The organism is Psychrobacter sp. H25 (genome assembly GCF_059076335.1).
In genome coordinates, this window is record NZ_JCACRV010000001.1 from 2,798,259 (window position 1) to 2,817,099 (window position 18,841).

Below are 18,841 nucleotides of genomic sequence, written 5' to 3' on the forward strand. Positions count from 1 at the left end.
CTTTACTGAGTTGTTGTACGTATTGTTTTGGATGCCAGCATAACGGGTCATGCTATCTGTGCTATCCATCTTACAAGTTTTTTGTGCTGAAGGCATGGCAAATAGCCTACATGCGGACAGCACATAACTAGGAGTAGGCTAGGGTCTATATACTTGACCACATTTATCAAACAATGGGGCGCCGTCTATAAAACAACAGCCCCGGAATGGACAAACCTAGCACCAAAGCGGAGGTCACAAAAAGTGCTTCAAACAAATACACCATCATTTGGCTAAATAATTCGTCTGAATAACCAAAATAGCCAATCTGCACCATACTGACCATTGCCTTATAGGCGGCGATACCCGGCATCATACAGATGACGCTGGGCGAGATGAGCGCTTTGGGCGGTAGGGTATATTTCTTAGAAAAATATACACCCAAAAAGCTGGCAAGCATCGCCCCAAAAAAGCTCGCGATCACCAGATGGACATGCTGATAAACAAGCGCCGTTTTTAACCCAAATCCCAACGCTGTCATCAGCAGACACGGCAAGATATAGCGTTTGGGTACGCTAAACATCAGCGTCCACCCAAGGGTAATGATACAAGACAGCACAACGGTCTCAATAAACCACATCTAAAACCCCCAGTGCTGTATGCGTAGTAACACTAGCGCCATTACGATGCCCACACAAGCAGATAAGGTAAGCATATAGGTAAATACCGCGCGCCCAACGCCAATATTAACATAGCCTTTTAGGATATCGGATAACGAGTTAATCAGTGGAAAGCTAGGAATCAGTAGCAACACACTAGAGGCCACGGCAATATCGGCATTATTGCCAATATCAAAATAATAGGTCGTCGCGCCAATGAGCGAGGCAATAAAAGCCGTCACAATAACAGTGATAAAAGGGTTAAAGTGGTGTTTGGACAGGTAAATACGGGTAAACATCGCCACCATACCTGCGATAAAGGTCACTGCTGTAATCGACCAGCTGCCGCCATTTAGATAAGCAAACGCGGCACATGAGGCACCAACAAAGATGCTTACTAGCCATGTCGGATACACGGTCTTATCCAACTCATCAAAGGCAATCGTCGTGCGGTCAATCAAGTCGGTACTATCTATAGTGGCTTCAGTTTTATTAATGATTTGCTGAATTTGCACCAATAAATTGACATTGATGCTCTGATTGATCGTATCTCGGGTGGTGGTAATACAGCGCTCATCGCAGATGGTCGTTAGGGTGATAGCATTAAAGTTCAGCGAGCATTCGACGCTGTTCATCCCCAAGGAAAGCCCTAAGCGTTTGGATAAGTCCACCACCACGGCAGACTCAGCGCCATACTGCATAAGGAGTAAGCCGCAGCGCACGCATAGTCGAGTAATACGCTGCTGCTTGACGTAGCTGATAGAGGTCATGGGCGAGATACGCAGATTAGTTGGCGACTGATACGCTATTATAAAGGGTCTGGATGCTGACGCGCATACAATATCAGAAATACCATTAAGTGATACGATACAGTATAAGCTTTTTTGGTAAGGAGCATAAAATGCATATCGCTATTTTGACAGTGAAGTTTTCATTGCCCGGATGTGGCTCGCTAAAAGAAAAACGCCAGCGTATGGGCGGCTTGCATGCGCGCTTTGGCAATACGCCAAGCGTCGCGGTCTGTGAAAGCGGCGGCCGCGCGCGCCATGATGCCAGCGAGTGGACGTTTGTGATCGTTGGACTGTCTAAACGTGAGGTCGAGTCGCAATGTAGTCAAATTGAGGAAAAGCTAGAACGTACGGTAGATGCAAGGGTAATGAATGTTGAGAGGGAGTTTGTTTAGGTTGGGCTTTTTGGGGAGAGAATCCTGCTTCTCGCTCATATCTTGGTTGCCTGCTAGAGCGGTGACTAATAACCAGTGGCGTTCCTATTATCTTAATACCGCTCCTAGCTAAGTTATCAAAAATAGTGTCAAGCTTTCTACATATGAATGCTCTTTACATCATCAATCATTTGAATAATACCATTAGCTGTTTCAGTCACCCATTCTTCTCGACTTTCCTCATTGATAATATCGAAAAAATTATCATCAGGGTTTTTAAAGTTAATTGACCGTGGTGGGTAAACTTGCCCACCTAAATTTTGCTTCTTATTTTGATACTTCCAATTTTTAGGTAGTTTCTCAACTGCCGCTTCGAAACTTTGCATATTGCTTGGACATTCTGATAGACGTCCATCTTTGTCTACTAACGTTATGCTGTAATATAAACGATGATTTAACTCAATATAACAATAAACTCCCACATTGTTTTTTTCGGTTATTTTATAGCATAGACCATATGCCTTAGCTTTACCTTTCGTACCACCACCTGAAAAATACTGTTTTACTGCTTTTTCTTGGCTATAAGGAGACAGCTGGTTATCGCAAAAAGTAAAATTTAAATTTTTCTTATTGAAATAAGCCAACAAACTATTCCACATCTCATTCTGAATATTCTTTTGAACGGTTTCAAAATTCTGGCTTAGTTCATATACTGTCTTAAGGTTATTGTCATCTGCCAAAAAATCTACATACTCTTGCTTCATTTTCGCATTCCTTGTTTGACCTGTAATTCTAGCAACGGTATTAATGTATTGCTCGATAGTCTGCTCTATATGTGGATAATCTACTACCTTTTGCTTACATAGCGTCAAAAAGTTAAAGATGTCTTCTTTATAGCTAATTACACCATAGTCTTCGTTATTAATACTACCCTTGCCATAGTGTGATACGTCATCACCAAAACGATTTAAATATACTATATAGATATTTTTATCATCATAACCCATTTCTTGGCAAGCTCTATAATATCTTCCCAGCTGGTTTTTTTGATCTGGAGCATAAATCTTATTTTCGATAATAATGACATTTTTTTTGATCTCATTGTCTTTGCCTTCGAAAATAATATCTGCTATTCCATGATTTGAGTGATGGAATTTATATTCAACTTCACAACTGTAAACGACCTTTGAGTCTAGTTTTTCTCGATCCCACTCTTGTGTCGCTATGGCATTATTCAATACCGCTTCAATGAATAATTTTTGGAAATCTGATATTTTATGACTAGCATTAGGATTCAGTAGTTCAGCGAGAAAGCGAGAATGTAAACCAACTTCTTCACCTGTCTTACGTAGGATCGTGAATATATTAAAATCTAGTTTTGACTTATCATGTTTTTGCTGGAATTCCTGCTCCTTTTTTTGTAAAGCTAAAATATTCTGTTTGAAACTATTACTAAGCATAGTCATCTTTCCTAGTGGTTTTAAGTTAGATCCTCAAGTTAAGTCTATCAAACTAACATAGACCTTCACGCTTTCCAAAACATGACAAAGAGTTAACTACTATAAGCAGTAACTCTAAATATATAATGAGTGATATTCCTAATTACAAAGCACCTGAAGGATTTATGCTCTTCATAATAGGTCAAATAACTAAGAAGGTAGCGCAAAATATTGGTAAGGATAGGTTTGATAAAGTTTCGAATAGATATTCAAAACTAGGCATTCATGATTCGGATTTTAAAATAGTTAGTTTAGACGATTTAAAAAATATGATCGAAGTCGATAGAGATCAGTAACTTATAAGTCAAAAAGTCATAGTTTCTTAGTTGAAAAGGAGGCTAGCTTTGATTTTTACGCATCTTTCAAGAAGAAATAGCTACTATATCAGCACTGACTTTTGTAATTTTACCTTCAACCATAGATGAAATAAGTAGTTTCAAGACCAAATCCGAAAATGCTTTAAGCAATAAAGCAAGCACACTATCATATACTCCTACTTTTGCTATACCTTTTACCATATCACAAGCAAGAAGCGATTTTGTAAACAATATGAGCATAGAAAGTTATAAATTTTATGACTCTTTTATAGATTCAGTTGTAACTACAGTTTGTAGCGTTTACAAGCAGGACGACTCTATTATTGGCTATGATTTTAATGATTGAAAACATATATTCAGCGGTAACAGACTATTAAATATACTTCCAACAATTTACGCAAGAGAAGGTAACAAAGATAATTTCAAGAGTGATTATTAAGTACGAAAACTAAGTTTCGGACAATAAAAAAGCCACTCCCTAAAGAGTAGCCTTTTATCGATGATTTTCTAAAAAATACCAATTATTGACGACGACCTTGACCTTCAGGTTTCTCGTACCCTTTCGCACTCATACACGCTTCCGTTTTTTTCATGTCAGTTTTACTCGGGCGACTATCATGAGACATTTTTACATTCATGCGTTTAGCACAGTCATCCATAGCTTGTTTCATGTCTGCTGACATATTAGGTCTTTGATGGTTGCGATCGCTTGCGCCATTTGATGTGCCGCTTGACGCACAGGCGCTAACGCCAACAGTAGATGCCAAAATAACAAACATTAATTTTTTCATAAAGAGTCCTTAAAGGGTTTAGAGATTGTACAAGAGCAAATAGCATCATTTCGTACGTGCTATATCGTTCTTAATCAGATATTTCTATATCGTGTACATTTGCGCATGATGTTTAACTATTTAAATATTAATACAATCAACGTTTAAGTATCTTTAATAAAGATTAAGAAAGGTAACGCAGCAAAGCAACATGGGTGTTGGTCTAATACACATATAACGATTTAGAATTGCAGCTCAGAGCGTGTACAGTACTTTGTAGCAGCCAAAAAAAGGCCACTCTCTGAAGAGTAGCCTTTTATCAACTATTCACTAATTTGTCTTAGCTGACGTCTTTTAACCCTTGCTCAAGCATGGGCTTTAAGAACTCACCCGTATACGAGCCTTTCACTTCCGCCACTTCCTCAGGCGTACCTTCAGCGATGATTAGGCCACCACCTTTACCGCCTTCAGGGCCTAGATCAATCACCCAATCCGCCGTTTTGATGACATCCAAGTTATGCTCGATGACCACGATAGTATTGCCCTTATCGCGTAGGGTATGCAAGATGTGTAGCAGCTTGTAGATATCATGGAAATGCAAGCCTGTGGTTGGCTCATCCAAGATATAGAGCGTCTGTCCTGTATCACGTTTGGCAAGCTCACGTGCCAGTTTGACACGCTGTGCCTCACCGCCAGAGAGCGTTGGCGCAGACTGACCCAAACGAATATAGCCAAGACCGACATCCATGAGCGCTTGCAGACGACGATAGATCGCAGGTATCGCTGAGAAGAACTCAGTCGCGTCTTCGACAGTCATCTCTAACACTTCGGCGATACTTTTACCTTTATAGTGAATCTCTAGGGTTTCGCGGTTATAGCGTTTGCCTTCGCAGGTATCACACGGCACATACATATCAGGCAAGAAATGCATCTCGACTTTGATCAGACCATCGCCTTGGCACATCTCACAACGTCCGCCTTTTACATTGAAGCTAAAGCGACCTGGCTTATAACCACGAGCGCGCGCTTCTTGCGTTTGAGCAAACATCTCGCGTACAGGAGTAAACACACCAGTATACGTCGCTGGGTTTGAGCGTGGCGTACGACCGATAGGACTTTGATCGATATCGACCATCTTGTCCAAGTGCTCAAGACCACTGATGCTTTCAAACTTATCGGCAATCAGCGTTGAAGCATTGTTCAACTGCGTCGCTGCCAATGGCATAAGCGTACGGTTGATCAAGGTTGACTTGCCCGAACCTGACACGCCCGTCACACAGGTCATGATACCGACGGGGATGGTCAGATCTACGTCATGCAAGTTATTGCCTGATGCACCTTTGAGCTCGATAGTCATCGGTACTTTTTTAGCTTTAGCCTTACCTTTGACTTCCATATCCACGGTTTTGGCTTTATGACGCACGGCTGGAATCTCGATGCGCTTTTTGCCAGACATATATTGTCCAGTGAGCGATTCCTTGTTTGCCATGATGTCATCGACCGTACCCTGAGCGATGACATGACCGCCGTGTACGCCGGCACCGATACCGATATCGATCACGTGATCCGCTTGGCGAATGGCATCTTCGTCATGCTCAACGACCAGTACGGTATTGCCCAAGTCACGCAAGCGCGTCAATGTCTTTAGCAGACGATCATTGTCACGCTGATGCAGACCGATTGACGGCTCATCAAGTACGTACATGACGCCCATGAGACCTGCACCGATTTGGCTGGCAAGCCTGATACGCTGTGCTTCACCGCCTGATAATGTTTCGGCAGAGCGGGCAAGGGTCAAATAATCAAGACCAACGCTGACGAGGAAGTTTAAGCGCTCATTGATTTCTTTAAAGATTTTTTCCGCGACTTCGCCTTTATGACCGCCGATCTTTAGCGTTTTATAATATTCCGCAGAGTCGCCAATAGAGAGCTTGACGATGTCAGCAATGGTCTGGTCGTCAACACGCACATTGCGTGAGATCTCGTTCAGACGCGCGCCATCGCAGACATTACAAGTGGTATCAGCTAAGTATTTGGCCAGCTCATCACGGACGAGGTTACTTTGCGTTTTAGCATAACGGCGCTCTAGGTAAGGCAGCACGCCTTCGAATGGTACGGTCTTGTTGGTTTTGCGACCGCGCTCATCAGTAAAGTTAAAGGTGAGCTTTTCTTTGCCAGAGCCATGCATGATGATGTCTTGATGCTTTTTGGCAAGGTCCTGCCACGGCATATCCATATCGATTTTGAAATGCTTACAGACCGTGCTAAGCAAACCGAAATAGTAGGCATGACGTTTGTCCCAACCATTAATAGCGCCCTGATTGAGCGATTTTTCATGATGGGTAATGAGTTTTTCAGCGGCGAAGTACTGGCGTTTGCCCAGACCATCACAGCTTGGACACGCCCCGTATGGGTTATTGAAACTGAACATACGCGGTTCAAGCTCAGGTACCGCACGATCACAGACAGGGCAGGAATGCTTGGCTGACATGACTTGGTTATCGTCACCACCTTCTTTTGGATTGCCATCCATAAAGTGTAGCGTGACCAGCCCTTGACCTAAACGTAGCGACGTCTCTAAACTTTCAGCGACACGGTTACCTAAATCATCACGGACCTTAAAGCGATCGACCACCACTTCGATGGTATGCTTTTTCTTCTTATCTAGTGTTGGCAGCTCATCGGTATCATAGACGTCGCCATCGACGCGTACGCGCACAAAACCCTGACCAATCAGCTGCTCAAGCAACACAGTATGCTCACCTTTACGCTCGCGAATCACCGGTGCCAAGATCATGAGTTTGGTGTCTTCTGGTAACGCCATGACCTGATCGACCATTTCGGTGACCGACTGCGCAACCATCGGCTCGCCATGCTCAGGACAGTACGGCGTACCGATACGCGCATAGAGCAAGCGCAGATAGTCATAAATCTCAGTAATCGTACCGACAGTTGAGCGCGGGTTATGGTTGGTTGATTTTTGCTCAATGGCAATCGCAGGGGAGAGACCCTCGATGCTATCGACTTCAGGCTTTTCCATTTGCGAGAGGAACTGACGCGCATATGCCGATAAGCTCTCGACATAGCGACGTTGCCCCTCGGCATAGAGGGTATCGAAAGCCAATGAAGACTTACCAGAGCCAGACAATCCTGTGATTACCACGAACTTATCTCGCGGAATGTCTAAATCAATATTTTTTAAATTATGAGTACGTGCGCCGCGTATTGCGATATGGTCATGTGCCATCGTTTATGGGTTTCCTATTTGCTAAAAGGGGAGTGAAAATATGTCAAATAAAAAGCTAAATACAGATCAATACAATGTTTATTTGATAGTGGCATATTAAAGATATGCAGTGGTTGGTTGAAAATGCGAATAAGTTTTCAGTTTGTAATTGTGCTACCACTTATAATTTTACTATTAATAGTTTCGCTGCTGACTACCAGTGCTTTATATGGTTACTTACTATTTATTTCGCGAGGCAATTGATTCTGTATATCTGCCTTGTGCGTCTAAGCAAATCTAAATCAAATCCCTGTTAAGTAACAGGCATCGTTTGTTATGGTTTTGACCAAAAGTGTCATTTTTTGAAGGGGTTTGTCATTTAAATTATCGTCTGAGTCGAGTGCTAATAACGTTTGCGACGCCTTACTTTATTGTCATGGCGACAGCATTATTCAAGGTGTAATAAGGTATATGATGCAGTTAGTAACAAAATAATCTTGTAATATTAATGGCTTGAACGTGAGCCGTCTCTAAGGTCTGTTCGCTTGAATGGTAGCGTCAGCACAAAAACCCAAAAGTCTCGGCAACCAAACGGCGAATGTCTTATACTAGGGGGCTTGATTTGTAGGCTAATGCCTTGATAAACCAGTAGTGATAAATCATGGTGTAGTAAAAGTGCCAGCAGCGAAAAACCAGCAGTGATTAACCAGTGAGGCAATTATGAATAGCGTAGAGAAACGGGCAATTCTCGGGGTCGGTGGTATCTTTGCCTTGCGAATGATTGGCTTGTTTATGATTGTGCCAGTGTTCTCTGTTTATGGGAGCAATTATACGCATGCGACGCCGTTTTTGATTGGGCTGGCAGTCGGTATATATGGTTTGGGGCAAGCTATTTTTCAGATACCAATGAGCCTTGCTGCTGATAAGTTCCCGCGTAAACCCATTATATTTTTGGGATTGGTATTGTTTGCCATCGGCGGGATAATTGCGGCAAATGCAACCGACATATATGAGGTAATTATTGGACGGGCGCTAGCAGGTAGTGGTGCGGTCTCTGCGGTATTGATGGCGCTCTTAGCCGATGTGACACGTGAGGAGATGCGTACCAAAGCAATGGCGACCATGGGTCTGACTATTGCGACCTCTATCATGCTTGCCTTTGCCTTTGGTCCATTGTTAGTCGGTTCGCTCGGTATATCTGGGCTGTTTTGGCTGACATCAGGGTTTGCCGTATTGGCGATGTTATTGCTGCTTGCCGTGCCAACACCGATGCGTGTGCTCAAACACAATTTAGACAATAAAACCATCGGTCAGCAACTGGCAACTGTCCTCAAGATTGGCGATCTTAACCGCTTACATATGGCTATCTTTGCTTTGCATTTAACGATGACGGCTATATTTGTCATACTGCCGCATCAGCTGAGCGAAGTGATGGGGCTATCAGTACGTCAGCAAGGACTGGTATATTTGCCGCTGTTGTTCATTGGTTTTGCAATCGCGATACCTTTTATCATCATTGCCGAAAAGAAGCGCAAAATGCGTCAGGTGTTCTTGGCAGCGATAGCGCTAATGACCGCCGCATTGGCGCTACTTGCGCTGGGCAGTCAGGTTGGTGTCGGCATCATCTTGGGTTTGCTGCTGTACTTTATGGGCTTTAACTTACTTGAGGCCACCATTCCCTCATGGATCTCTAAGCGTGCACCGGTTGCCAATAAAGCAACGGCAATGGGACTTAACTCTTCGAGTCAGTTCTTTGGTGCGTTCGTTGGCGGTGCGATGGGTGGTATACTTCTAAACCAGCCGAACTTATTGGCATGGGGTATCTTGGCTATCATTATGGGCGCCGCGCTATTGATCATTCTTCCGATTGCGCAGCCGCCTTATTTATCAAGTACGACAGTGACGATACCCAAAAACATCAATATCCAAGAGTGGTCACGTCAAATGCTCGCGGTAGATGGCGTTGATGAGCTGGTCGTGATGGCAAAAGAGCAGGTAGCTTATTTAAAATTAGATAAGACGCAATTGACGGACGACTCGCGTCAGCAGCTGTCAAGTTTGGCACAGAGTCCACTCGATCTTTAGTACGTTATTTATAGACTCATAAATTCGTAGAAGCGAGACTATTGTAGAAACGAAGATAAATGTGCAGCGCTGAGTAGACAATACTCCTATAGATGGCCATTATGAGTAAGTAGACATTAACCCTTTATCTCTATTTACAAGGAATTGATATGAGTAAGTTTAAAAAGCTAGCGATGGGTTTTGGACTGTCAGCCACGCTATTGGCTTCTGGCTGTGCGACACAGAATATTCAAGCCTATCAGAACACGACGCCGACGCTCGATATGCATGAGTTTTTCTCAGGTCAAATTGAGGGTTGGGGAATGTTCCAAGGTCGCAATGGTGACGTCAAAAAACGTTTTTATGTCGACATCGATGCAACTCATGAAGGCGATGATGTCATCGTCTTAAATGAAAAGTTCTCATGGGCAGATGGCACAAAGTCTCAGCGCATATGGCGTCTGACTGAACAATCAGACGGTCGCTGGGTTGGTACCGCTGGAGACGTCGTAGGCGCGGCAACAGGGGAGGTGGTAGGCAATACGTTGCATTGGAACTATGTATTAGAGCTACCTGTCGAAGACAAGACTTATAAGGTCAATTTTGACGATTGGATGTATCTTATCAATGAAGATGTCATGCTCAATCGTTCAGTGATGACAAAGTTTGGCGTGGAGCTGGGCAGTGTGACGCTGAGTATGCACCGTCAAAACGCTACTGATAAATAACTACTGTCAAATAACTATTGTCAAGTAATGGTTTATAGGGCTGCGATTGGATAGCACTATAACTGGATAGCGCTGAATTTGGATAATGCGATAAATTATTAAGCACAATAAAATATGCTTAAAAGTACCCAGTATTCAGCGCATCTTGAAAACGGCAAAATACCCCTAATAGTGTAGAACTACGATAGTTTTGAGAAATTATTTAGGCGACATAGATTGACGTCTACCCTAAGTAGACTGTAGATATTTCGATAAAAATTGGTTAAAGTAAACTCATATAATTGATATTACTAAGAGTTGATAGCATCAAATGCTGCTATTAGATAACGATTAAAACAACGTATTAAATTATTCATCAATAAAAGGACGGTATCATGCGCGGAGTTAATAAAGTTATCATCATTGGTAACCTTGGAGCGGATCCTGAGGCACGCCAGTTCAATAATGGTGGCAGCGTGACCAATATTTCAGTTGCGACATCAGAGCAGTGGACGGACAAACAAAGCGGCGAAAAGAGAGAAGCGACAGAGTGGCATCGTATCTCGCTATTCAATCGTCTGGGTGAGATCGCCGCGCAGTATCTGCGTAAAGGCAGCAAGGTCTATATCGAAGGCAGTCTGCGTACGCGTAAATATCAAGACCAAAGCGGCCAAGATCGTTACATTACTGAGATTCGCGCTGAGCAAATGCAGATGCTTGATGGTCAGACTGGCGGTGGACAGGGACAAGGCAATAGCGGTGGTTTTGGTAATAACCAAGGTGGCTCAAATCAGGGTTATGACAATCAAAATGGCCAAAACAACTATGGTCAGCAAGGTAATAATCAGCCAGCACAGCAAGGCGGGTACAATAACCAAGCGAATGGTGGGCAAAACAGTTTTAGTAACCAAAACGCACCTGCGCCGCAAAATCAGTTTAATCAATCAGCACAAAAGCCAGCACAGTCTAAGCCTACAGCAATGCCAGATGGTCCTGTAGATGATGATATTCCGTTCTGATGATGATAAGACATAGAACGTAAAGATAAAAATAGATAAAGAACCTCGCCACTGGCGGGGTTTTTTAATGTGTAATCATAAATAACTAAAAACTCAGTCACTGCTAAAATTCTAATATCAGCTTTGGTCATATTACAAGTTGATTGCTAAGACATATAAAAGCATCTATCTTTAGAAATACATAAAGATAAAACTTCTGTTTGTTTTTGCCTACTTTATATTTTTAAATCATTCATTATCTTTATTTTTTTTGCCACAAGTAAATGGACAATAGCCACCTGCAAATAAAATTAATGCCATAAACTACTTTTCATGACTGTTTTTATTATCATTTTTTATATTGAAATTTATAAAAACTACCTTTCATACCTCATATAAACCGTTTGTTCTATCCAGTTTAATTGGGACTAACAGTTTATCGATGACATTGATATACTCAGCTCAAATAAAACTGCACACGACTTTAAGTATTGATGCTGCTACTAAAAAGTTATCTAGCAATAAATACGAATCAATTAAAGTTCGATCATGTGATGGTTTAAAACATAAAATTATTTGGGTTGGCATCTTACAGGCAGGGTGCTCATCTGACTGCCAGTACAGAGTATAAAGAATGAATGACGGTGATGTGTTTCGCAAAAGTGATGTGGGTAGAGAAGAGATAAAGTCTCAAAGTCTTGGTGTGTTACCAAGAGAGGCAAGAACGTTGTTGATTATGATCGACGGTAAGCGAACCTACCAAAACTACCTAGATACACTCGATAATAGCAAAATGTTTGCTGACTTTGGTGGTGTTGCACCTCTATTTGAGCTGCTTTTAGAGCTCGAGTGTATCGAAGTGGCGAATACCATAAATACGCGTGCCCGTATCAAGACAGACCCTCAAGCATCTAGCAGCACGCAAGTGCCAGAGATCTTGCGATCTCAATCAACACAAAACTCGTTTGATACCAGTACCGAGACAGAGTTCGATCGTACTTTTAATAGTAAATCACCTAGCAGCGTTATAGACGCTGGTAAAAAATCGCTAGGCGGTATTTTTAAGTCAAAAGTATCTGATAGCAATTATGGAACGATAAAATCGGACTTGGCGACTTATATTGAAAAAAACGCCCCACCTGCTGAGGCTTGGGGTTATCTGTTAAGTTTGGAGCAGTGCAATGACAGCTCACAATTGCTGCGATTGGCACAAGAGATACAAAAGAGCAGCAACGCAAATTTATCACGTGGTATGAATGAGTTTATTAAAAGAACTCAGTAGTAGAGTGGATAAAACAACTGGCTCATTATCAAAAGTAAATAAGCTGTCTTTGCTTATTGGGCTATCAAATATGTACACACTATTAAATATCTACAAGCTATTAAATATTTACAAGCCTAACAAACTAATTGGAAAAACCTATGGAATCAGTCGATCTTTCAGAGTCAAATCGTCAAAAAATGCAACATGGAGAGCATCTCATTGTACGTTTGACTTATATTAGCCGTTATAACAATGATAATCTCAACGGTGAGGTGACTCGTATTCTTGAACAAGCGCAGCAAAACAATGAGCGCAATGGTATTACTGGTGCTCTAGTATTTAACCACAACTACTTTTTGCAGAGTATTGAAGGGGCAAGACCAGTGATCAATGCACTGCTTAGAAAACTTGTCCAAGACGATCGCCACCACTCTTTACAGATCGTTGAGTGCCGCGAAGTTGATCAGCGTCACTGGAACAAATGGTCAATGAAATACTTGATTCCAAGCGATGAGAACAAAGGGATTGCTCTAAAGTTTTCGACAGGTAATGAGTTCAACCCTTACCTGATGAGTACCAACCAAATTATGATGTTGATTGATACGTTATCGGAGCTTCAAGAGCAAGAAGGACAGCGTACTTCTCAAAAGAAAAAACCTTGGTATGCTTTTGGCTAATTGGTTGATGCCTATAGAGTCTACCTGCTTCCATAACTTTTTTATAAGAGAAAAAATATGACATCAGTAAATACAGATGCTCACATCTTAATGAGCATGACCTATGCCAGTCGCGCAAACCCAGATGTATCGGCTACTGACTTCAATGAGATATTACAGCAAGCACAGATCAATAACGCCGCCAACGGCATTACTGGCATGTTGACATTTAATAAAGATTATTTTTTGCAGACCGTAGAAGGTCCAAGAGCGCAAATTAATCGTTTGCTATATAGCCTGATTGCTGATGAGCGTCATTACGATTTACAGGTTATTGAAACGCGAGAGTTAAAGCACAGAGAATGGTCAAAGTGGTCTATGAATTACGCATCTCCAACCGAAGAGAACGCTGCTGTGTATCTAAAATACTCTACTACGAATGGGTTCAATCCATATTTGCTGAATGCTGACTCTGCCAATGGCTTGATGAATGAGCTGAGTGCTCAAAAAGGATAGATAAAATATCTGGGTCTCGATAGCAGTCAATTACCCTAGAGTTAATCAAAAATATTTTGAGATAATAATTAGGATAACAGTCGATTGGCTTTGATTATATCTAGTATAATGAATATTTGTTGTGGCCAATAATGCTCCATTGCCAATAACGCTCAATTGATAGTATGACGAGATATCAAAACAGCAACGAATGGTTTTTGATAAATGAATAATCAAGCAAATTTTTGAAGATGTAATATCGACTTAGTTAAAAACAGTGTTAATGATGAATGAATATTCATTCAGGTCCTCAATAGGAATGATAGCTCTATTGAGGTGAATAACTTTTATACAATTGGATTTATTATGAGCAAAAACAACGCAATCGATTTAGACAACTTAAACGTAGACGAGCTACGTGCTATTACTGAAAATGCACAACAGCTTATCGCCAAAAAACAGCACCAGCGTTTATATGACGCTTATATGCAGTTCGAAAAAATTGCAAAAGAGAGCAACGCGACTATCGAAGAGATCTTAAAAGCTGGTGAGACGTTAGAGAAAAAACGCAGTATTAAGTACCGTAATGGGGATAACAACGAAGAGACTTGGACTGGTCGTGGACGTAAACCAACGTGGTTGGTCGAAGCACTCGCAGCAGGTCGTGATCTTGAAGACTTTGCGATCTAATGGTGTAGACCTAGGTAGTCATATGGCACGCAGACGAGCTTAGCAGTCTTGTAGATAGTGGTTTATTTACAAGCATTTAGTCGTAAGTGACGTAGCACCGCAAAACAGAGAAGCCAGTATCTATGTTGCCATTATTTTGGCAAAAAGATACTGGCTTTTTTTCTGTCATCTATAGGCCATTGTTTGTTATGATAATGACGTTTTGGTCTTATATAAGAGTTGTGCAACTGTGACCCAAGTATCTGAGTTGTCTCATAAACGTCCTCGTAAGCTTTGGTGGCTGATCGGGTTCGTATTGTTTGCACTATTTGCCGTGTTGCAGATGCCAGCGGCGTGGCTACTTGAGAAATACGCGCCCAATACCCCCTATGTACAGCATGTATCAGGCAATGTCTGGCAGGGCTCTGCTATCTGGCAACTTCCCATATCATCGACACCGCTCATAGGCATGGCCGACTGGTCATGGCAGCCATGGCAATTGCTCACAGGTAAGCTTGGCGCAGATATCAACATAAAAACAGAGCAAACAAGACTGAATGGACAGGTGAAGCTTGGTTTTAACTCATGGCAAGTCGACGATATGAGTGGGAAAATCGCGCCTGAGACTCTAAAAAGTGTCGTTGACTGGCAATTACCCAATACGCCTATTCAGGTCAATGGCGTCTCATTGACGCGCTTATCTGATGACGCCGACAACAAGGTAACATCAGAAACTTCTAACAATGCATCTACTCAGAGTACTACTGGATTCAGTGCTGCAGAGGGGCAACTGACATGGGTAGGCGGTGAGGTGGGCTATCCGAGTGGTGGCAAGGTTTTTTATCTGACTATGCCTGCATTACGCGCTGAGCTGAGCGCAGAGCAAAAAAACAATAGAAACCTGTTGCATATCAACTTGTTAAATGATCAGGATAAGCGTCTGGGTGATCTGTATATAGACGGTGATAATATGCTGGATGTCAGTCTGACCCAGCGCCTACTAGAAAACATGCCTGAGTATAAAGGACAGGCACCGCAAGATACGCCAGTCGTTAGTGTGCGTCAACCGTTGCTAACTGGTCTAGGGGCAAACTAAATGGCCAATATGACTGCAAGCCTAAAACCTATTGTCAATACTCTCAATCGTTTTTCAGGATGGTTGTTGCTGCTCGCCATTGCTTGGCTATGTTGGACAGCCGCCCGTCTTTTGTGGTTATTGTTGGCAGCGCCCTTAGCACCTGCATTACCGCTAGCCCCTTTGCAAAGTAATGCAAAGTCTACCAATGATTACAGTGGATTGTTTGCGATATTTGCTGATCCCGATCCCATTGCGGCGGCAGTCCAGCCACCACCCAACGTTGAGCTCAAAGGGGTATTGCTAGCGATACCTGAGACTATGTCTTCGGCATTACTTAATATTAATGGTGAGGTAAAAAACTACCGAATCGGTGATGGACTAAAAGATAGCGACTATATTCTTGTCGCTGTTGATTGGAATTCAGTTATTATCGCTGATACTGATGATAAAGAAACCATCATTAGCATGCCGGATGCCATGATACTAGATCAAAGCAAAATGCTGGCAGGTGGCATTAGTAATCAGCGCTTGCCTAATAACAGCCTATTGCCAACTGCTCCTCAGGTATTGCAAGAGACACCTTCTGAGCCTGCAGCAGAGACGAGTGAAAGTAGTCCGCAGTCAGCTATTGAGGAGGCGGTCACGGCGCTGCAAGAGAACCCTGCCAGTTATTTGAGTAGAATGGGGGTAATGGCGTCAGGTGAGAGCTATCAAGTGACAGCCGCGATGCCGTCAAAACTACGTAACCGATTAGGGCTTGAGCCGGGTGACAAAGTACTGACGGTAAATGGACAAAGCGTGGGTAATAATCCGGCTCAAGATGCGGGCGTGTTACAGCAAGTACAGCAAGCAGGTGAAGCACAGATCGAGGTTCAACGTGGTGAGCAAGTCATTACGATTCGCCAGCAGTTCTAGCATGGCGGATTTTTAGCACAGGTTGCTCGTTAAAAACTCAGTACATATTATGCAATATCATTGTAGGTAATTATAAATATGGTAAGTTTTCATCAATTTTCAGCCACACCTTTACATCGTGTTCTGCAGCGCTTGATGCGTCTAAGCCGTCCTATCTGCCTAGCGGTACCTTTGTGGGCAGCCAGTATGGGCCTTGCGAGTGCTGAGAGTTGGAAGGTCAACTTACAAGATGCCGATATCAAAGCTTTTATCAATGAAGTGGCAACCATCACTGATCAAAACTTTGTCCTTGATCCTCGTATCAATGGCAACGTAACTGTCATCTCCAACAAAGCCTTATCCCGCGATGAAATCTATCAGCTGTTTTTGAGTGTGATGCAGGTCAATGGTATTGCGGCGATTGAGTCGGGTACGACGACCAAGCTAGTGCCGGATAATGTTGCCAAGCAATCTGGCGTTGCTGTTGATTTGCGTGGCAACAGTGTTGGGGAGTCATTGGCAACCCGAGTGATCTATTTGACAAATACGCAAGCTGCGGAGGTTTTAGGGGTCATACGACCACTGATGCCGCAGTCAGCCCACGCTGCTGCGGTACCTGGCGTAAATGCGCTTGTGCTATCGGATCGAGCAGATAGCCTCAATCAGCTGACAGCGCTTATCCGTGATTTGGACAGTAACGTCAATGATAGTTTACAAGTGATTCCATTACGTCACGTCGATGCCGAACGTATGATGGAGCTCATTAGTGCGTTGGTCGCAAATGCTGGTAGCGGTCAAGCGCAAGGTAGTAACAATCAGCTAAAGGTCATCGCTGATACCTCAAGCGATAGACTGCTGGTCAAAGGCAGTCCTGAGATGATTGCCAAAGTTCAGGAGATGGTCAATCAGCTCGATACTACGCCTACAAGACGCCTAAGTGGCCTCCGTGTCTTTCGCCTAAAGTATGCTAGTGCCACTCACATTGCCGATATGCTAAGAGGGTTGCTGGCCAATCAGTCAATCAATAGCGCTGGTGCAACATCCACATTAGAATCAGCCTCTTTGAATGATGCAAGCAGCATAGGCGCATCCATCAATAGTGCTGCAAATGAAAGTATTAATAATAGCAGCCCCTCAGTGGTACCCACCAGCAATGCAGGCGTAGCGAGTACAGGCGTCGTGAGCCGACCGTTTAGTATCATTGCTGATGAGACGCAAAATGCCGTTATCGTAAACGCTGCGCCTGAGCTCATGTTTGAGATTGAAGATGCCGTCAATCAATTAGACAGTCGCCGCGCGCAGGTATTGATTCAGGCTGCTATTGTAGAAGTCTCAGGAGATGATGCGACTCAGCTCGGTGTTCAGTGGGCGCTTGGCAATGCCAACAGCGGTTACGGCGTTGTAAATTTTAATAATGTCGGCGCTAGTGCAACGACGCTGGCTGCCGCTGCACTGGCAGGGAGCAGTACGGGTATAAGTGCGGCTGCCAGCTCTATCGTTGGTGCATTGGTCGGTATCGGTGACAGTCGAACAGACAGTCAAGGGAATACTGAGTTTTATGGTGCTATTTTGCAGGCACTTGATTCTTCTACCAGTGCCAATCTACTATCTATGCCGTCTATTTTGACATTAGACAATGAAAAAGCCAGTATTCTGGTTGGACAGAATGTTCCTTTTGTCACAGGCTCATTCACCACTAGCGGAAATGATTCAAACAACCCTTTCCAGACCATCGACCGTCAAGACATTGGTATCAACCTTAATGTCATTCCGCACATTGGCGATAACGGCACAGTACGTTTGGAGGTGTCTCAAGAAGTCTCGTCTGTCGTACCAGGCAGTACTGGCAATGCTAGTGGCTTAATCACTAATAAAAGCCTTATTAATACGACGATTTTAGCAGATGATCAGCAAACCATCGCTTTAGGCGGTTTGATGCGTGACAACAGCACCACGCGCCAACAAAAAGTTCCAGGTCTTGGTAATGTTCCGCTAATTGGAAGATTATTCCGCTCTGATAATGACAGTACCCAAAAGAGCAATTTGATCATATTTTTGCAGCCAACTATCTTGCGTGATGGTGGTGCGGTAGCGAGTGTGACTGAGCGCAAGTTCAATCAGATGCGTGTACTGCAGCTGGTCATTGACAAAAACGGCACGATTAAACAACTGCCACTGAGTGGTACACAAGGTTGGGATGGCGATGTCAGTGCAGACTACGAGTTAATGCCACTCAACCCGCTCATTCCTAAGCGTGATCAGACCCCAAATTCAACTTCTCAAGGTTTTACCAAGGTAGACAGTCCTAATAGTGGTATAACGACCTATCCGCTAAGTCGTTAAAGCTAACGTAGTTCGCTACTAGTTATTTGCTACTGTAGATCGCCAATGTCCCTTAATTACT

16 protein-coding genes are annotated in these 18,841 nt (G+C 43.1%); 11 read left to right on the forward strand and 5 right to left on the reverse strand.

Annotated features, from left to right (window positions below; genetic code table 11):
• Window positions 1–166 precede the first annotated feature (166 nt).
• Both AC5JPO_RS11485 and AC5JPO_RS11490 read right to left on the reverse strand, forming a co-directional pair.
• Window positions 167–619 (reverse strand): threonine/serine exporter family protein, encoded by a 453-nt coding sequence (locus AC5JPO_RS11485; RefSeq protein WP_319051469.1) that lies wholly within the window; start codon window positions 617–619, stop codon window positions 167–169.
• Window positions 620–1,408, reverse strand: coding sequence for a threonine/serine exporter family protein (locus tag AC5JPO_RS11490; RefSeq protein WP_443525828.1), 789 nt, complete (start codon window positions 1,406–1,408; stop codon window positions 620–622). It lies immediately after the preceding gene.
• Window positions 1,409–1,539: 131 nt separating this feature from the next.
• Between AC5JPO_RS11490 and AC5JPO_RS11495 the strand changes: the two genes are divergently transcribed.
• Entirely contained in the window at window positions 1,540–1,821 is a 282-nt protein-coding gene (locus tag AC5JPO_RS11495; protein ID WP_443525829.1) for a DUF503 domain-containing protein, read from the forward strand.
• A gap of 137 nt (window positions 1,822–1,958) precedes the next feature.
• Here the strand turns inward: AC5JPO_RS11495 and AC5JPO_RS11500 are convergent, their stop codons facing one another.
• The 3 genes from AC5JPO_RS11500 to uvrA all read right to left on the reverse strand — a co-directional run bounded on the left by AC5JPO_RS11500 (window position 1,959) and on the right by uvrA (window position 7,633).
• On the reverse strand, window positions 1,959–3,260 hold the full coding sequence (locus AC5JPO_RS11500; protein WP_443525831.1) for a PDDEXK-like family protein: 1,302 nt from the start codon (window positions 3,258–3,260) through the stop codon (window positions 1,959–1,961).
• An 877-nt stretch (window positions 3,261–4,137) separates the two neighbouring features.
• On the reverse strand, window positions 4,138–4,407 hold the full coding sequence (locus AC5JPO_RS11505) for a hypothetical protein (protein WP_443525833.1): 270 nt from the start codon (window positions 4,405–4,407) through the stop codon (window positions 4,138–4,140).
• 319 nt (window positions 4,408–4,726) lie between these two features.
• On the reverse strand, window positions 4,727–7,633 hold the full coding sequence (gene uvrA, locus AC5JPO_RS11510; RefSeq protein WP_443525835.1) for an excinuclease ABC subunit UvrA: 2,907 nt from the start codon (window positions 7,631–7,633) through the stop codon (window positions 4,727–4,729).
• A 699-nt stretch (window positions 7,634–8,332) separates the two neighbouring features.
• Here uvrA and AC5JPO_RS11515 point away from each other — a divergent pair.
• The 10 genes from AC5JPO_RS11515 (at window position 8,333) to gspD (ending at window position 18,780) form a co-directional block, all read left to right on the forward strand.
• Window positions 8,333–9,697, forward strand: coding sequence for an MFS transporter (locus AC5JPO_RS11515; protein WP_443525836.1), 1,365 nt, complete (start codon window positions 8,333–8,335; stop codon window positions 9,695–9,697).
• Window positions 9,698–9,846: 149 nt separating this feature from the next.
• Window positions 9,847–10,404 (forward strand): DUF3833 domain-containing protein, encoded by a 558-nt coding sequence (locus tag AC5JPO_RS11520; protein WP_443525838.1) that lies wholly within the window; start codon window positions 9,847–9,849, stop codon window positions 10,402–10,404.
• A 374-nt stretch (window positions 10,405–10,778) separates the two neighbouring features.
• Window positions 10,779–11,402, forward strand: coding sequence for a single-stranded DNA-binding protein (ssb, locus tag AC5JPO_RS11525; protein WP_443525840.1), 624 nt, complete (start codon window positions 10,779–10,781; stop codon window positions 11,400–11,402).
• 613 nt (window positions 11,403–12,015) lie between these two features.
• The gene (locus AC5JPO_RS11530) at window positions 12,016–12,663 is read left to right on the forward strand and encodes a hypothetical protein (protein WP_443525842.1); all 648 of its coding nucleotides are present in this window, start codon (window positions 12,016–12,018) and stop codon (window positions 12,661–12,663) included.
• Window positions 12,664–12,803: 140 nt separating this feature from the next.
• Complete coding sequence (locus tag AC5JPO_RS11535; protein WP_201607541.1) at window positions 12,804–13,322, forward strand: BLUF domain-containing protein; 519 nt, start codon at window positions 12,804–12,806, stop codon at window positions 13,320–13,322.
• A 57-nt stretch (window positions 13,323–13,379) separates the two neighbouring features.
• Window positions 13,380–13,817, forward strand: coding sequence for a BLUF domain-containing protein (locus AC5JPO_RS11540; protein WP_201607542.1), 438 nt, complete (start codon window positions 13,380–13,382; stop codon window positions 13,815–13,817).
• Window positions 13,818–14,162: 345 nt separating this feature from the next.
• Entirely contained in the window at window positions 14,163–14,486 is a 324-nt protein-coding gene (locus AC5JPO_RS11545) for an H-NS histone family protein (protein ID WP_201607544.1), read from the forward strand.
• 229 nt (window positions 14,487–14,715) lie between these two features.
• A complete protein-coding gene (gspN, locus tag AC5JPO_RS11550; RefSeq protein ID WP_443525845.1) occupies window positions 14,716–15,561 on the forward strand; it encodes a type II secretion system protein N in 846 nt (281 codons plus the stop codon).
• Window positions 15,562–16,458 carry a type II secretion system protein N gene (locus tag AC5JPO_RS11555; RefSeq protein WP_443525846.1) on the forward strand — a complete coding sequence of 299 codons (897 nt, stop codon included), beginning with the start codon at window positions 15,562–15,564 and terminating at the stop codon, window positions 16,456–16,458.
• A 78-nt stretch (window positions 16,459–16,536) separates the two neighbouring features.
• Window positions 16,537–18,780 (forward strand): type II secretion system secretin GspD, encoded by a 2,244-nt coding sequence (gene gspD / locus AC5JPO_RS11560; RefSeq protein ID WP_443525848.1) that lies wholly within the window; start codon window positions 16,537–16,539, stop codon window positions 18,778–18,780.
• Window positions 18,781–18,841 lie beyond the last annotated feature (61 nt).

Coding starts and splice junctions, on each gene's coding strand:
- AC5JPO_RS11485 (WP_319051469.1), bottom strand. CDS start 619: ATGTGGTTTATTGAGACCGTTGTGCTGTCTTGTATCATTACCCTTGGG.
- AC5JPO_RS11490 (WP_443525828.1), bottom strand. CDS start 1,408: ATGACCTCTATCAGCTACGTCAAGCAGCAGCGTATTACTCGACTATGC.
- AC5JPO_RS11495 (WP_443525829.1), top strand. CDS start 1,540: ATGCATATCGCTATTTTGACAGTGAAGTTTTCATTGCCCGGATGTGGC.
- AC5JPO_RS11500 (WP_443525831.1), bottom strand. CDS start 3,260: ATGCTTAGTAATAGTTTCAAACAGAATATTTTAGCTTTACAAAAAAAG.
- AC5JPO_RS11505 (WP_443525833.1), bottom strand. CDS start 4,407: ATGAAAAAATTAATGTTTGTTATTTTGGCATCTACTGTTGGCGTTAGC.
- uvrA (WP_443525835.1), bottom strand. CDS start 7,633: ATGGCACATGACCATATCGCAATACGCGGCGCACGTACTCATAATTTA.
- AC5JPO_RS11515 (WP_443525836.1), top strand. CDS start 8,333: ATGAATAGCGTAGAGAAACGGGCAATTCTCGGGGTCGGTGGTATCTTT.
- AC5JPO_RS11520 (WP_443525838.1), top strand. CDS start 9,847: ATGAGTAAGTTTAAAAAGCTAGCGATGGGTTTTGGACTGTCAGCCACG.
- ssb (WP_443525840.1), top strand. CDS start 10,779: ATGCGCGGAGTTAATAAAGTTATCATCATTGGTAACCTTGGAGCGGAT.
- AC5JPO_RS11530 (WP_443525842.1), top strand. CDS start 12,016: ATGAATGACGGTGATGTGTTTCGCAAAAGTGATGTGGGTAGAGAAGAG.
- AC5JPO_RS11535 (WP_201607541.1), top strand. CDS start 12,804: ATGGAATCAGTCGATCTTTCAGAGTCAAATCGTCAAAAAATGCAACAT.
- AC5JPO_RS11540 (WP_201607542.1), top strand. CDS start 13,380: ATGACATCAGTAAATACAGATGCTCACATCTTAATGAGCATGACCTAT.
- AC5JPO_RS11545 (WP_201607544.1), top strand. CDS start 14,163: ATGAGCAAAAACAACGCAATCGATTTAGACAACTTAAACGTAGACGAG.
- AC5JPO_RS11555 (WP_443525846.1), top strand. CDS start 15,562: ATGGCCAATATGACTGCAAGCCTAAAACCTATTGTCAATACTCTCAAT.
- gspD (WP_443525848.1), top strand. CDS start 16,537: ATGGTAAGTTTTCATCAATTTTCAGCCACACCTTTACATCGTGTTCTG.